Here is a 13730-nt window from a genome sequence, read left to right as displayed (position 1 = left end):
CACCAGAGGTGCTCTGGCTGCTGGAAGGGCGGTTCGTCGAGTCGGTCGCGGGGATCGGGCGGAGGCGGAACGTCATCTCCGCGGCGGTCTCGGCGGGGGCGCTCGTACGCCGTGGTGTCGAGGGACGGTCGGCGGGGCGGGGCGGCGTACCGCCGGGCGCGGCCGGGCCGGCGCTCTCGGGGTTCGGTGACGTGCCCATGCCTGGGTGGCGGCCGGTGTTCCCAGGGGCCGGTGACGCGCCCGCGGCAGGGCGGCGGCCGGTGTTCCCAGGGGCCGGTGACGCGCCCGCGGCAGGGCGGCGGGCGGTGTTCTCAGGGGTCGGTGACGCGCCCGGGTGGCCGGTGAGGGGTGGGGTGTCCGGGAAGCGGGCCGAGGCTCGGGGTGGGGGCGGTGCGGTGGGGGTGCCGGTGCCGGGGGACGGGATGCGGGCGCTCGGGTGGGGTTGGGGGGCCGTGGGGGAGCCGGTCGGGCCCGGTGTACGTCCGTCCGGTGAGCCGCCCGTGGGGTCCGGCCTCACGTCGACACCGCCTGGCACCGATCCCTCCGTTCGCGCAGCCTCGCCGCCATCCGTGTCCTCGTCCCGTGCGTCGCCGGTGGCCGGCGGCTGCGGGGGTCTCGGCGGGGTCGACGGGCGGGGCGGGGCGGCGGGCGGCGGGGTCGACGGGCGCGGGGGAATGGGGGCGCGACGCGCTTCCGTGCTCATGCACCCCCCGTTTCCTTCGTCCCCGGGCCCGTCCCTCGTGCGCGGGCCGCCGTTGTCGTTCGCGGTCTGCCGCACCCGGTACGGACTCCTCCGACCAGGCACGCATACCCGCACCGAGGGAGCGTCATCCCGGCGCGAGGCGCGGCCGGGGACGTTCCCACATGCGTGCGCGTCACTCTACGGGTTGAACCTGCGCGAACGGGAACCAGTCCGCGACCCCGTACAGATCTGCCCGGAACGTCCCCCTACCCTGCGGTAATCCCGTCTGGCAGGCTTCGTTCATGACTGCGCGCGCCGCTGACCGGGCCCGTTACGACCGGGCCACCGCCCATCTCGAAGCCCCACTCGCGATCGTGGACCTGGACGCCTTCGACGCCAACGCGGAGGACATGCGCCGCCGGGCCGGCGGCAAGCCGATCCGCGTCGCCAGCAAGTCCGTACGCTGCCGGGCGCTGCTGGAACGCGTCCTCGCGAAGGACGGCTTCGCGGGCCTGATGTCCTTCACCCTCGCCGAGTCGCTGTGGCTGGCGCGCTCCGGGTTCGACGACGTCCTGCTCGCCTATCCGTCGGCCGACCGCGCCGGGTTCGCGGAGCTGACCGGCGACCCCAAGCTCGCCGCCGCCGTCACCGTGATGATCGACGACCCGGCACAGCTCCGGCTGATCGACGCCGCGCGCAACGGCGGCCGCGAAGTGGTGCGGGTCTGCCTGGAGTTGGACACCTCCCTGAGGCTGCTCGGGGGACGGGTGCGCGTCGGCGCCCGGCGTTCGCCCCTGCACTCCCCCGCCCAGGTGGCCGACATGGCGCGGACCGTCGCCCGGCAGCCGGGGTTCCAGCTCGTCGGGATCATGGCGTACGAGGGGCACATCGCCGGGGTCGGGGACTCGGTGGCGGGGCACCCGCTGCGGTCGCGTGCCGTACGGCTGATGCAGGCCACCGCCCGCCGGGAGCTCGCCGAGCGCCGGGCCGAGGTGGTGCGGGCCGTGCGTGCGGTGGTGCCGGACCTGGAGTTCGTCAACGGCGGCGGCACCGGCAGTGTGCAGTTCACGGCCGCCGAGGACGCCGTGACCGAGATCGGGGCCGGGTCGGGGCTGTACGTACCGCGGCTCTTCGACAACTACACGTCCTTCAGCGGGCGTCCGGCCGCGCTGTTCGCCCAGCCGGTGGTGCGCCGGCCGGGGGTCGGGGTCGTGACCGTCCTCGGCGGCGGGTATCCGGCCTCGGGTGCGGCCGGGCCGGACCGGCTGCCGGTGCCGTATCTGCCGGAGGGGCTGCGCTACGACCCGCAGGAGGGGCCCGGCGAGGTGCAGACGCCGCTGCTCGGCTCCCCCGCCGACGATCTGCTGCTCGGCGACAAGGTGTGGTTCCGGCACGCCAAGGCCGGTGAGCTGTGCGAGCGGTTCGACGCGCTGCACCTGATCGAGGGGGACTCGGTGACGGCGACCGTGCCGACGTACCGGGGCGAGGGCCACACGTTCCTGTAGCGGGCCCCGCCGCGCGGCTCAGTCCGTGGTGGACCGGATGCCCTTGGTGAGGCGGTCCATGTCGGCCAGCGGCGGCCCGTCCTCGCCCGCGTCGAAGACGTAGCGGACGACGACGGGTGACCCGGTGCCGACGCCGGAGGGGAAGACGAGGGACTGGACGTAGCCGCCCGGTCCCTTGGCCGTGGTGACCCGCCAGCGCACGAACCAGCCGGCCCGGCCCGCCACCGAGACCGGGCCGGACCCCGTGACCTTGTGGGACTCGATGCCGCCGAAGGGGCGCCGGCCGATGAGGTCGCGGTCGTAGGCGGCGTCGGCCGCTTCCTTGATGTCGGCCTTGGCGATCGCCTCGGGGGAACTCCCGTCGTCCGCGGTCGCCGTGCGCGAGCTGACCTTGCCGTGCCGGCAGTAGCCGAACTCGGCGGGGCAGTCGTAGGTGCCGTCCGTGGTCATCAGGACGTCGGCCTCGGTGAAGGTGCGCGGTCTGACCCAGCCGTCGAGCAACGGCAGGGTGATCCCGTTGAGCTGGTCCGTCACCACCGCCGGGCCGTCGGCGGGGGGCTCGGTGGAGGACTCGGACGGGCTCGGGGTGTCCGAGGCCGGCTCACGGTCCACGGGCGGCGAGCTCGCGAGCGTCGGCGCGGTTTCCGCCTGCCCGCCTCCGTCGTCGTCCCGCAGGACAATCACGCCCGTGACGATCGCCGTGAGCAGGACGGCCCCGGCGGCGATCAGGGCGACGACCTTCGGCGCCTGCCCGGAGCCGCCGCCGGCCGACGGCCGCCGGGGCGTCAGCGACACGGTCGGCTGCGACCCGTACGCCGGCGGGCCGGACACCGGCGGCGTCGGGGCCGCCGGTGCCTCGGGGGCACGCCGGTGCTCGGTCCAGGCCGTGCCGTCCCACCAGCGCTCCATGTGCGGGCCGGAGGGGTCGCGGTACCAGCCGGGCGGGGGCGTCATGCTCATTCCGGCAACTGTAGGGCGGCCTACAGCGGCGTGACGTACGCCCCCGAGATTCCGCCGTCGACCAGGAAGTCGGTGGCGTTGACGAAGGAGGAGTCGTCGCTGGCCAGGAACGCGACGGCGGCGGCGATCTCCTCGGCCTCGGCGAAGCGGCCGACCGGGATGTGCACGAGCCGGCGCGCGGCGCGCTCCGGGTCCTTGGCGAACAGCTCTTGGAGGAGGGGGGTGTTGACCGGTCCCGGGCACAGGGCGTTGACCCGGATACCGTCCCGGGCGAACTGCACGCCCAGTTCGCGGGACATGGCCAGCACGCCGCCCTTGGAGGCCGTGTACGAGATCTGGGACGTGGCGGCGCCCATCCTCGCCACGAAGGACGCCGTGTTGATGATGGAACCCTTGCCCTGCTGCCGCATGTAGGGGATGGCGGCCTTGCAGCACAGGTAGACGGAGGTGAGGTTGACCTCCTGGACCCGCTTCCATGCCTCCAGGCCGGTCTCCAGGATGGAGTCGTCGTCGGGCGGTGAGATGCCGGCGTTGTTGAAGGCGATGTCGACGCTGCCGTAGGTGTCGAACGCCGTCTTGAACAGCGCCTCGACCTGCTCGGGGTCGGTGACGTCGACCTTCACGAAGATCCCGCCGACCTCCTCGGCGGCCGCCTTGCCGCGCTGCTCGTCGACGTCGCCGCAGACGACGTGGGCGCCCTCGGAGGCGAGCCGGCGGGCGGTGGCGAGACCGATGCCGCTGCCGGCTCCGGTGATGACGGCGGTACGGCCGACGAGGCGACGGCACACAATTGCTTCGGTCACTGTGCGGGACCCTCCGTGCTGATGAAGACGTTCTTGGTTTCGGTGAAGGCGGTCAGGGCGTCAGGACCCAGTTCGCGTCCGATGCCGGACTGCTTGAAGCCGCCGAACGGGGTCCAGTAGCGGACGCTGGAGTGGGAGTTGACGGACAGGTTGCCGGCCCGGACCGCCTGGGAGACGCGCAGGGCGCGGCCGACGTCACGGGTCCAGATGGAGCCGGAGAGGCCGTAGTCGGTGGCGTTGGCGAGGGCCACCGCCTCCGCCTCGTCGTCGAAGGGCAGGACGACCGCGACCGGCCCGAAGACCTCCTCGACGGCCACGCGCGCGCGGGGGTCGACGCCGGTGAGGACGGTGGGCGGGAACCAGAAGCCGGGGCCCTCGGGGGCCTTTCCGCGGATGCCCTCGGCGCCCTGGTCGACGTACGAACGCACGCGTTCGAGCTGGGACTTGGAGATCAGCGGGCCCATGTCGGTGTTCTCGTCGGCCGGGTCGCCGACCGTGACGGCCTCGATGGCGGGGCTCAGCAGCTCCAGGAACCGGTCGTAGACGGAGCGCTGGACCAGGATGCGGGTGCGGGCGCAGCAGTCCTGGCCGGAGTTGTCGAGGAAGGACATGGGGGCGGCTGCCGCGGCGGCTTCGAGGTCGGCGTCGGCGAAGACGATGTTGGGGCTCTTGCCGCCGAGTTCGAGGGTGACGCGCTTGAGCAGCGCCGAGCCCTTGGCGAGGACCTGCTTGCCCACGGTCGTCGACCCCGTGAAGACGATCTTCGCGACGCCGGGGTGCTCGACGAGGGCGTTGCCGGCGACGGGTCCGTGGCCGGGCAGGACCTGGAACAGGCCCTCGGGAAGCCCCGCTTCCAGGGCGAGTTCGGCGAGCCGGAGTGCCGTGAGCGGGGTTGTCTCGGCGGGCTTGAGGAGGACCGCGTTGCCGGCCGCGAGCGCGGGGGCGGTGCCCCAGGCCGCGATCGGCATCGGGAAGTTCCAGGGCGCGATGACGCCGACGACGCCGAGCGGTTCGAGGATCGTGACGTTCAGGCCGCCCGCGACGGGGATCTGCCGGCCGGTGAGCCGTTCCACTCCCCCGGCCGCGTAGTCGAGCAGATCGCGGACGTTGCCCGCCTCCCAGCGGGCGTTGCCGACGGTGTGCCCGGCCTCCCTGACCTCCAACTGGGCGAGTTCTTCGAGGTGTTCGTCGACGGCGACGGCGAACCGGCGCAGCAGTCGGGCGCGTTCGCCGGGCGCGAGGGCGGACCACTGGACCTGCGCCTTCGCGGCACGTACGACCGCCGCGTCCACGTCGGCCGCGGTGGCGGCGGGGACGGTGGCGACGACCTCTTCGGTGGCCGGGTTCAGTACCTGGAGCTGGTCGGACAAGGAGTGCCTCACATGCGTTCGAAGGAGCGGCGCAGCTCCCAGTCGGTCACCGCAGCGTCGAAGGCGTCGAGCTCGACGCGGGCCATGTTGCGGTAGTGGGCGACGACCTCGTCACCGAAGGCGGCCTTGGCGATCGGGCTGTTCTCCCAGAGCTCGGCGGCCTCGCGCAGAGTCGTGGGGACGTGCTCGAAGTCGGCGGCGTAGGCGTTGCCCGCGCAGGGCTCTGGCAGCTCAAGCTTGTGCTCGATGCCGTACAGGCCGGCGGCCACCAGCCCGGCCACCGCGAGGTGCGGGTTGACGTCGCCGCCGGGGAGCCGGTTCTCGAAGCGCATGGAGCGGCCGTGGCCGACGACGCGCAGGGCGCAGGTGCGGTTGTCGTAACCCCAGGCGACGGCGGTCGGGGCGAAGGAGCCCGGCTGGAACCGCTTGTAGGAGTTGATGTTGGGGGCGTACAGGAGTGAGAAGTCACGCAGGGCGGCGAGCTGGCCGGCGAGGAAGTGGCGCATGACGTCCGACATGCCGCCCTCACCGTCCCCGGCCATGGCGTTGTTGCCGGCGGCGTCCGCGAGGGAGAGGTGGATGTGGCAGGAGTTGCCCTCACGCTCGTTGTACTTGGCCATGAAGGTGATCGAGACGCCCTCCTGGGCGGCGATCTCCTTGGTGCCGGTCTTGTAGATCGCGTGCTGGTCGCAGGTGACCAGGGCGTCGTCGTACTTGAACGCGATCTCGTGCTGCCCGGGGTTGCACTCGCCCTTGGCGGACTCCACGGTGAGACCGGCGCCCGCCATCTCGTTGCGGATACGGCGCAGCAGGGGCTCGATCCGGCCCGTCCCCAGCACCGAGTAGTCGATGTTGTACTGGTTCGCCGGTGTGAGCCCTCTGTAGCCGGCGTCCCACGCCTGCTCGTAGGTGTCCTTGAAGACGATGAACTCCAGCTCGGTGCCGACGTTCGCCGTGTACCCGTGCTCGGCCAGGCGCTCCAGTTGGCGGCGCAGGATCTGGCGGGGCGCGGCGACCACGGGCGAGCCGTCGTTCCAGGCGAGGTCGGCGATCAGCATGGCCGTGCCGGCGTTCCACGGGACGCGGCGCAGCGTGGCCAGGTCGGGGTGCATGGCGAAGTCGCCGTAGCCGCGGTCCCAGGACGACATGGCATAGCCCTCGACGGTGTTCATCTCGGTGTCGACGGCGAGGAGGTAGTTGCAGCCCTCGGTGCCGTGGTGGAGGACCTCGTCGAGGAAGAAGCGTGCGGCGAACCGCTTGCCCTGGAGCCGCCCTTGCATATCGGGGAACGCCAGGACGACAGTGTCGATCTCACCGCTCGCGACGAGGGCGTGCAGCTCCTCGACGCTCAGCGGGGGTGTGCGGTCTGCCACGGGAGAGCCTCCATTCGGCTACTTCGGTCAGCCGGGAGCCATAAGGTATTGCGCAGGACCATTGATTGGGAAGGGGGTCCGGCCATATGTCGCAGGCGGACACGGAGCACGGGGCGCCCGGGGCCGACGACCGGCTGACGTCGGTGCTGCGGCCGGTGCGGGCCGGCAACGGCTTCGAGGAGGCCCTGGAGCAGATCCTCCAGGTCGTCCGGCTGGGCCTGGTGCCGGGCGGCGAGCGGCTGCCCGCCGAGCGGGAGCTGGCCGACCGGCTGGGGATCAGCCGGGTGACGCTGCGCGAGGTGCTGAAGGTGCTCCAGGACCAGGGTCTGGTGGAGTCGCGGCGCGGTCGCTACGGCGGAACGTTCGTGCTGCCGCGCTCAGCCACCCCGGGCGAGGAGGAGCTGCGCCGCCGCCTGAAGGACGTCGACGTGGAGGACACGCTGCGCTTCCGCGAGGTGCTGGAGGTGGGCGCGGCCGGGCTGTGCGCGGCGCACGGGCTGGACGAGGAGCAGGCGAACCGGCTGCGCGAGGCCCTGGCGCACACGCACGACGCCCCGCTCGCCGACTACCGCCGACTGGACACCCTGCTGCACCTGACACTCGCCGAGCTGTCCGGCTCCCCCACGCTGACCGCCCAGTACGCGGCCGTGCGCGCGACCGTGAACGACCTGCTCGACTGCATCCCGCTGCTGGTGCGCAACCTGGAGCACTCCCAGCGTCAGCACGCGGCGCTGGTGGAGGCGGTGATCGAGGGCAACGCGGAGTGCGCGCGGGAGATCATGCGCGAGCACTGCGGGGGCACGGCGGCACTGCTGCGGGGCTTCCTCGGCTGAGCGGCGCCCGTCCCCGGAGCGGGTGGATTTACCGGCGATTAACGCAAGGGTATTGCGTTCGAGTGGCCCACCCGGCAAAGGTATGGATCCATTCCATTGAGCCGGAGCCCGGTCGACCCCACCGTGCCCGGAAATGCCCGGTGTCCATCGCGCGTGGGGAGTTGGCCATGTCCCTGGGATCCACGAACACACCACCCGCCGCCTCGGAGGCGGACGACTATCTGGAACGCAGAGCCCTGCGTCGCGGCAGCGCCGGCTGGGTGCTGCTGACCGGACTCGGCGTCGCGTACGTCGTCTCCGGCGACTACTCGGGCTGGAACTTCGGTCTGGCCGAGGGCGGTTTCGGGGGCCTGGCGATCGCCATGGTCCTCATGGGCGCCATGTACGCCTGCATGGTCTTCGCCCTGGCCGAGCTGTCCTCGATCCTGCCGACGGCCGGCGGCGGCTACGGCTTCGCCCGCCGCGCCCTCGGCCCGTGGGGCGGCTTCCTGACGGGTACGGCGATCCTCATCGAGTACGTCCTCGCGCCGGCCGCCATCGTCATCTTCATCGGCGACTACGTCGAGTCGCTGGGCCTGTTCGGCCTGGAGTCGGGCTGGCCGATGTACCTGGTCTGCTTCGCGATCTTCCTCGGCATCCATCTGTGGGGCGTGGGCGAGGCGCTGCGCTTCAGCTTCGTGGTCACCGGAATCGCGGTCGCGGCCCTGCTCGTGTTCGCGCTGGCGGCGCTGCCGGACTTCTCCTTCGGCTCGCTGGACGACATCCCGGTCGACTCCTCGGCCACGGGGTCGAACTCCTGGCTGCCCTTCGGCCTGCTCGGCATCTGGGCGGCCTTCCCCTTCGGCATGTGGTTCTTCCTGGGCGTCGAGGGCGTGCCGCTGGCCGCCGAGGAGACCAGGGATCCGGCGCGCACGCTGCCGAAGGCGATCCGCTGGTCGATGGCCGTCCTCGTGGTCCTGGCCGTGGTGACCTTCTTCGCGGCGGCCGGCGCACGCGGCTCGGCGGCGATCCAGGAGGCGGGCAACCCGCTGGTGGAGGCGCTCCAGCCGGGCGGCAAGGCGACGACACTGAGCCGGATCGTGAACTACGCGGGCCTGGCGGGCCTGGTGGCGTCGTTCTTCTCCCTGATCTACGCCGGCTCGCGCCAGCTCTTCGCCCTGTCCCGCGCGGGCTACCTGCCCCGCTTCCTGTCCCTCACCAGCCGCCGCAAGGCGCCGTACCTGGGCCTGCTGGTGCCGGGCACGATCGGCTTCCTGCTGGCGGCGGTCTCGGGCAACGGCGCGCGGATGCTGAACGTCGCGGTCTTCGGCGCGACCATCTCCTACGCCCTGATGTCCCTGTCGCACATCGTGCTGCGCCGCCGGGAGCCGGAGCTGGAGCGGCCGTACCGCACGCCGGGCGGTGTGCTGACGTCGTCGGTCGCGCTGGTGCTGGCGTGCGCGGCGCTGGTGGCCACGTTCCTGGTGGACGTGACGGCCGCGGTGATCGCGCTGGTGGTGTACGGCGTGGCCATCGCCTACTTCGGCCTCTACAGCCGTAAGCACCTGGTGGCCAAGGCACCCGAGGAGGAGTTCGCGGCGCTGGCGGCGGCCGAGGCAGAGTTGGCACGGGACTGAAACGCCGAGAGTGAGGGAGTTGCTGTGGCCAGGCCGCTGATCGGGGTCAGCACCTATCTGGAGTCCGGTGCGCGCTGGGGCGTGTGGGAGCTGGAGGCCGCGCTGCTGCCGGTCGGCTATCCACGGCTGGTGCAGCGGGCGGGCGGCCTGGCCGCGATGCTGCCGCCGGACGACCCGGAGCACGCGGCGGCGGCCGTCGCCCGCCTGGACGGACTGGTCATCGCGGGCGGCCCGGACGTCGAGCCGGTCCGCTACGGCGCGGAGCGTGAGCCGCGCACGGGGCCTGCCGCGCGGGAGCGGGACACGTGGGAGCTGGCGTTGATCGACGCGGCGCTGGCCGCGGGGGTGCCGCTGCTGGGCATCTGCCGGGGCATGCAGTTGCTGAACGTCGCGCTCGGCGGCACGCTCCAGCAGCACATCGAGGGGCACGCGGAGGTGGTCGGCGTCTTCGGCAGCCATACCGTGAAGCCGGTGCCGGGGAGTCTGTACGGCGCTCTCGTGCCGGAGGAGACGTCGGTGCCGACGTATCACCACCAGGCCGTGGACCGCCTGGGCGAGGGCCTCGTCGCAACGGCCCACGCGGCGGACGGCACGGTCGAGGCGCTGGAACTGCCGTCGGGTGAGTGGGTGTTGGGGGTGCAGTGGCATCCGGAGATGGGAGAGGACCTGCGGGTGATGGAGGGGTTGGTACGGGCCGCGGGCGGCTGAGGAGCGAAAATCACCCCCTCCGGCGTTCGAGGAGCGGGGGTCCGGGGGCGGAGACCCTGGCGGGGTCGAAGGGGCGGCGCCCCTGGAGGATGGGACGGGTAGGGGCGGCGGGGGCGGGAGCACTAACCCCGGGTCAGGGCCAGCAGGTCCCGTGCCGGGCCCACCGGCCGGTGTCCCGTCGGCCACACCGCCCGCAGGTCCCGGGCCAGCGAGACATCGGCGAGCGGCACACTCACCAGCCGCCGCATCGACAGCTCCTCCCCCACCGCCAACTCGCTCAGCACGGCCGGCCCCGCCCCACTCACCGCAGCCGCCTTCACCGCGGTGGTCGACGACAGCTCGATCAGCGGACGCGCCAGGCCCCCCAGCGCCGCATCCAGCACCTGCCGAGTCCCCGACCCCTTCTCCCGCAGGATCAGCGGAGTCCCCGCCAGCTCCGACCCCTCCAGCGGCCGCCGCCGACGCGCCCACAGATGCCCCGGAGCCGTCACCACGATCAGGTTGTCGTGGGCGATGACGACGGAGTCCAGCCCGGTCGGCACGTTCAGCCCCTCCACGAACCCCAGATCCGCCTCGTCCGCCAGCAACCGCTCCGCCACCGCCGCCGAGTTCCCGGCCAGCAGCGACACCGCCGTGTCCGGCCGCTGGGCCCGCAGGGCGAGCAGCCAGCCGGGCAGCAGATACTCCGCGATCGTCATGCTCGCCGCCACCCGCAACCGCGAGTCCCGCCGGTCCCGCAGCGCCTGCGCCCCGGCGTCGAACGCCTCCGCCGCCTCCACGATCCGCCGAGCCCAGTCCGTCACCAGCGCCCCGGCGTCCGTCAGCCGGGAGCCCCGCGGCGAGCGGTCCACCAGTGCCACCCCGAGCTGGCGCTCCATCGACCGGATCCGGCTGCTCGCCGCGGGCTGGGTGATCCCCAGCTCACGCGCCGCCCCACCGAGACTGCCGAGCCGCGCCACCGCCAGCAACAACTCCAGCCCACCGAGATCCGGGACCCGGTGTGCCAGGGTTCCCGCGCGAAACTGCCCCTCCGCCGCCTGAGTCATAAGCCCAGTTTATGTCGCCATAGAGGCAAGCTCCCTGGTGGGAGGCGACCGATGCGAAGACCCTGAAACCCATGGTCACCGTCGCCCGTCACCTCGGGCCCCTCCCCCGCCTCGGCACCGTCCGTCACCTCGGACCGAACTGGTACTCCGCCGTCATGGGTACCGCAGCCGTCGCCACCGCCGGAGCCGGACTTCCGTTCCATGTCCCCGGTCTGCGCACCATCTGCACAGGCGTCTGGGCGCTCTCCCTCGTCCTGCTGCTCACCCTGCTCGGCGCCCGGGCCCGGCACTGGACCCGCCACCGCGACCAGGCCCGCGCCCACCTGCTCGACCCGGCCATGGCGCCCTTCTACGGCTGCCTGTCCATGGCCCTGCTCGCCGTCGGCGGCGGTGCCGTCGTCGTCGGCCGGGACTGGATCGGCGGCTCGGCGGCGGTCGCCCTCGACGCCGTGCTGTTCGGCGCCGGTACGGCGATCGGGCTGGCGGCCGCCGTCGCCGTCCCGTACCTCATGGCCGTACGCCATCGCATCGAACCGTCGCAGGCCACGCCCGTGTGGCTGCTGCCGCTCGTCGCACCGATGGTGTCCGCCGCGCTCGGGCCGCTGCTGGTGCCGCATCTGCCGCCGGGGCAGGCCCGGGAGACGCTGCTGCTCGCCTGTGTCGCGATGTTCGGGCTCAGCCTGCTCGCCACCCTGCTGATGCTGCCGCTGGTCTTCGCCCGGCTGATCACCGGCGGCCCGCTGCCGCTCGCCCTCACCCCGACCCTGTTCCTGGTGCTGGGCCCGCTCGGGCAGTCCACCACCGCCGTCGGCGCGTTCGCCGATGTCGCTCCGGGTGTGGTCCCTGCGCCGTACGGCGAGGGCTTCGGGATTCTCGCCGTTCTGTACGGGGTGCCCGTCATGGGCTTCGCGCTGCTGTGGCTGGGGCTCGCCACCGCCCATGTCGTACGCGCCCGGCGGCACGGCATGGGCTTCGCGATGACCTGGTGGGCGTTCACCTTCCCGGTCGGCACCTGTGTCACCGGCGCCGCCGCGCTGGCCCGGCACACCGGGCTCGTCGTCTACGAGGGGCTCGCCGTCGGGCTGTACGCCGTGCTCGTCGTGGCCTGGGCCGTGGCGGCCCTGCACACCGCCCGCGGGCTGCTCAGCGGCGCGCTGCTCCGAGCACCTCGGACAGCACTCGTGGTGCCTCGGCCAGTGACGGGCCGTACCACGTCAGGTGCCGTCCGCTGACCAGCGCGCAAGGCAGGCCGGCGAACGCCTCCGGGCCGTCGTCGGCGGTGAAGCGGTAGGGCTCGTCGGGGAGCACGACGACGTCCGGGGCCGCCGCGAGCAGGTCGTCCAGGGGGACGCGCGGGTAGCGGTCCTCGTGCGTCGCGTACAGGTGGTCCACGCCGAGGCGGGCCAGTACGTCGCCCGCGAAGGTGTCGCGGCCGAGCACCATCCAGGGCCGCCGCCAGATCGGCACCACGGCCGTCGTACGGCGCTGCGGGGCCGGCAGCGACGACCAGGTCCGCTCCGCCTCGTCCAGCCAGCGCGGGCGGGCCGGCGCCCCGCAGGCGTCCAGTACACGTGCCAGCTCGCGAAAGGCCTGCGGTACGTCCCGCACCTCGGTCACCAGGACCTCGACGCCGGCCGCGCGCAGGGCGTCGAGGTCGGGTGCGCGGTTCTCCTCCTCGTTGGCGATCACCAGGTCCGGGGCGAGGGCGACGATCCGGTCCGTCTTCGGGTTCTTGGTGCCGCCGACGCGGGCGACGTCCAGTCCGGCGGGGTGGCTGCACCAGTCCGTGGCGCCGACGAGGGCGCCGGGCACCGAGACGGCCACGGCCTCCGTCAGGGACGGCACCAGGGAGACGACCCGCATCAGCGCCTCGGCCGGTCCCGGACCGCCTCGATGTGCTCCGCCACCGCGACGACGACCACGCGGGTGTCCGGCACGGTCGCCCGCCAGCGGTGGCGCACCCCGCCGGTGAGGTAGAGGGTGTCGCCGCGGCCGAGGCGGTAGGCGCGGCCCTCGGCCTCGATCTCGACGGCGCCGTCGGCGACGTACATCAACTGGTCGTTGCGGAACTGGAATTCACGGCCGGCGTCATGGTCGCCGGTGAACTCCGAGGCGTGCATCTGGTGGTGACCGCGCACCAGGGACCGAGTCCGGGGTTCCGGCGCCAGTTCGGTGGTGTCGGCCCGCACGACGTCGACGCTGCACGCCGGGTCGGCTGCGGCGAGGAGTTCGACGGCGGTCGTGCGCAGCGCGTCGGCGACCTTTTCGAGGGAGCTGCGGCTGGGGCGCGCCCGGTCGTTCTCGACCTGGCTCAGGAAAGGCACCGACAGGCCGCTGCGCTCGGCCACGACGGCGAGGGTGAGGTCCAGCGCACGGCGTCGCCGCCGTACGGCCGCGCCCACCCGAAGGGTCTGTTCTTTGTGGTCGCCCATCGCTCCGGCTCCCTCCTTCGCTCGTCGGTCCACTGTCCTCGCGCCCGACTTCCGGCGCACACCTTCTGTTGAGTTCTCTGCACCCTACGCATGTTCGGCAAACCGTTTCATGCGCCCGTCACATCGACGACACATCGGGGGGAGTACGACCCACAGGTTCACGCCAGCGGATCGGCCCGCGCCACCCGCCGGGCGCCCCCGCGGCACCCCTGACTGCCGTTCAGCACGCGAGCGCCGCTGTTCTGTTCAATGCGTTCGCGCTCCCCCGTGTTCCCTCCTCCGCGCCCGATAGGCGGGCCTGGTCAGAGAGGCGTTGAAGGGGAGCGCGCGGGGGCGGGAAGTCGGTGCCGGTCAGGGGGAGTTCGTACAGGGCAGCTCGGGTGGTGGAATAGCGCTGCGTGG

The 13730-nt window shown here is 72.8% G+C and carries 12 protein-coding genes; 5 read left to right on the top strand and 7 right to left on the bottom strand.

Annotated elements, in window-relative coordinates:
• The first annotated feature begins 984 nt into the window (after nt 1-984).
• Complete coding sequence (locus ACZ69Q_RS35830; RefSeq protein WP_471050363.1) at nt 985-2187, top strand: amino acid deaminase/aldolase; 1203 nt, start codon at nt 985-987, stop codon at nt 2185-2187.
• An 18-nt stretch (nt 2188-2205) separates the two neighbouring features.
• Here ACZ69Q_RS35830 and ACZ69Q_RS35825 read toward each other — a convergent pair whose 3' ends face one another.
• Genes ACZ69Q_RS35825 through ACZ69Q_RS35810 form a run of 4 tightly spaced genes read right to left on the bottom strand, consistent with a single transcriptional unit; the run spans nt 2206 to nt 6693 of the window.
• The gene (locus ACZ69Q_RS35825) at nt 2206-3141 is read right to left on the bottom strand and encodes a DUF2510 domain-containing protein (protein ID WP_471050897.1); all 936 of its coding nucleotides are present in this window, start codon (nt 3139-3141) and stop codon (nt 2206-2208) included.
• A 26-nt stretch (nt 3142-3167) separates the two neighbouring features.
• Nucleotides 3168-3950, bottom strand: coding sequence for a 3-oxoacyl-ACP reductase (locus ACZ69Q_RS35820; RefSeq protein WP_471050360.1), 783 nt, complete (start codon nt 3948-3950; stop codon nt 3168-3170).
• Entirely contained in the window at nt 3947-5320 is a 1374-nt protein-coding gene (locus ACZ69Q_RS35815) for an aldehyde dehydrogenase family protein (protein ID WP_471050357.1), read from the bottom strand. Before ACZ69Q_RS35815 ends, ACZ69Q_RS35820 begins: the two co-directional genes overlap by 4 nt.
• A gap of 8 nt (nt 5321-5328) precedes the next feature.
• A complete protein-coding gene (locus ACZ69Q_RS35810) occupies nt 5329-6693 on the bottom strand; it encodes a glutamine synthetase family protein (protein ID WP_471050354.1) in 1365 nt (454 codons plus the stop codon).
• A gap of 86 nt (nt 6694-6779) precedes the next feature.
• On the opposite strand from ACZ69Q_RS35810, the gene ACZ69Q_RS35805 reads away from it, so the two are divergent.
• From ACZ69Q_RS35805 to ACZ69Q_RS35795, 3 genes are all read left to right on the top strand, one after another.
• On the top strand, nt 6780-7526 hold the full coding sequence (locus ACZ69Q_RS35805; RefSeq protein ID WP_471050351.1) for a FadR/GntR family transcriptional regulator: 747 nt from the start codon (nt 6780-6782) through the stop codon (nt 7524-7526).
• Nucleotides 7527-7693: 167 nt separating this feature from the next.
• Entirely contained in the window at nt 7694-9142 is a 1449-nt protein-coding gene (eat, locus tag ACZ69Q_RS35800) for an ethanolamine permease (RefSeq protein WP_471050348.1), read from the top strand.
• A gap of 36 nt (nt 9143-9178) precedes the next feature.
• Nucleotides 9179-9850, top strand: coding sequence for a gamma-glutamyl-gamma-aminobutyrate hydrolase family protein (locus tag ACZ69Q_RS35795; RefSeq protein ID WP_471050895.1), 672 nt, complete (start codon nt 9179-9181; stop codon nt 9848-9850).
• Between the two features lie 122 nt (nt 9851-9972).
• On the opposite strand, the gene ACZ69Q_RS35790 is transcribed toward ACZ69Q_RS35795, so the two are convergent.
• Entirely contained in the window at nt 9973-10896 is a 924-nt protein-coding gene (locus tag ACZ69Q_RS35790; RefSeq protein ID WP_471050345.1) for a LysR family transcriptional regulator, read from the bottom strand.
• A gap of 71 nt (nt 10897-10967) precedes the next feature.
• Here ACZ69Q_RS35790 and ACZ69Q_RS35785 point away from each other — a divergent pair, with 71 nt between their 5' ends.
• Entirely contained in the window at nt 10968-12128 is a 1161-nt protein-coding gene (locus tag ACZ69Q_RS35785; RefSeq protein ID WP_471050342.1) for a TDT family transporter, read from the top strand.
• Here ACZ69Q_RS35785 and ACZ69Q_RS35780 read toward each other — a convergent pair.
• Together ACZ69Q_RS35780 and ACZ69Q_RS35775 are read right to left on the bottom strand one after the other, a co-directional pair.
• The gene (locus ACZ69Q_RS35780; protein WP_471050339.1) at nt 12040-12759 is read right to left on the bottom strand and encodes a helical backbone metal receptor; all 720 of its coding nucleotides are present in this window, start codon (nt 12757-12759) and stop codon (nt 12040-12042) included. The genes ACZ69Q_RS35785 and ACZ69Q_RS35780 overlap by 89 nt on opposite strands.
• A complete protein-coding gene (locus ACZ69Q_RS35775) occupies nt 12759-13328 on the bottom strand; it encodes a helix-turn-helix domain-containing protein (RefSeq protein WP_471050336.1) in 570 nt (189 codons plus the stop codon). The genes ACZ69Q_RS35780 and ACZ69Q_RS35775 overlap by 1 nt, the downstream gene beginning before the upstream one ends.
• Between the last annotated feature and the right edge of the window lie 402 nt (nt 13329-13730).

This window comes from Streptomyces sp. NPDC036764 (assembly GCF_055609385.1).
The sequence above is the reverse complement of the archived record's forward strand: the minus strand, read 5'-3'. Positions and strand labels throughout refer to the sequence as shown.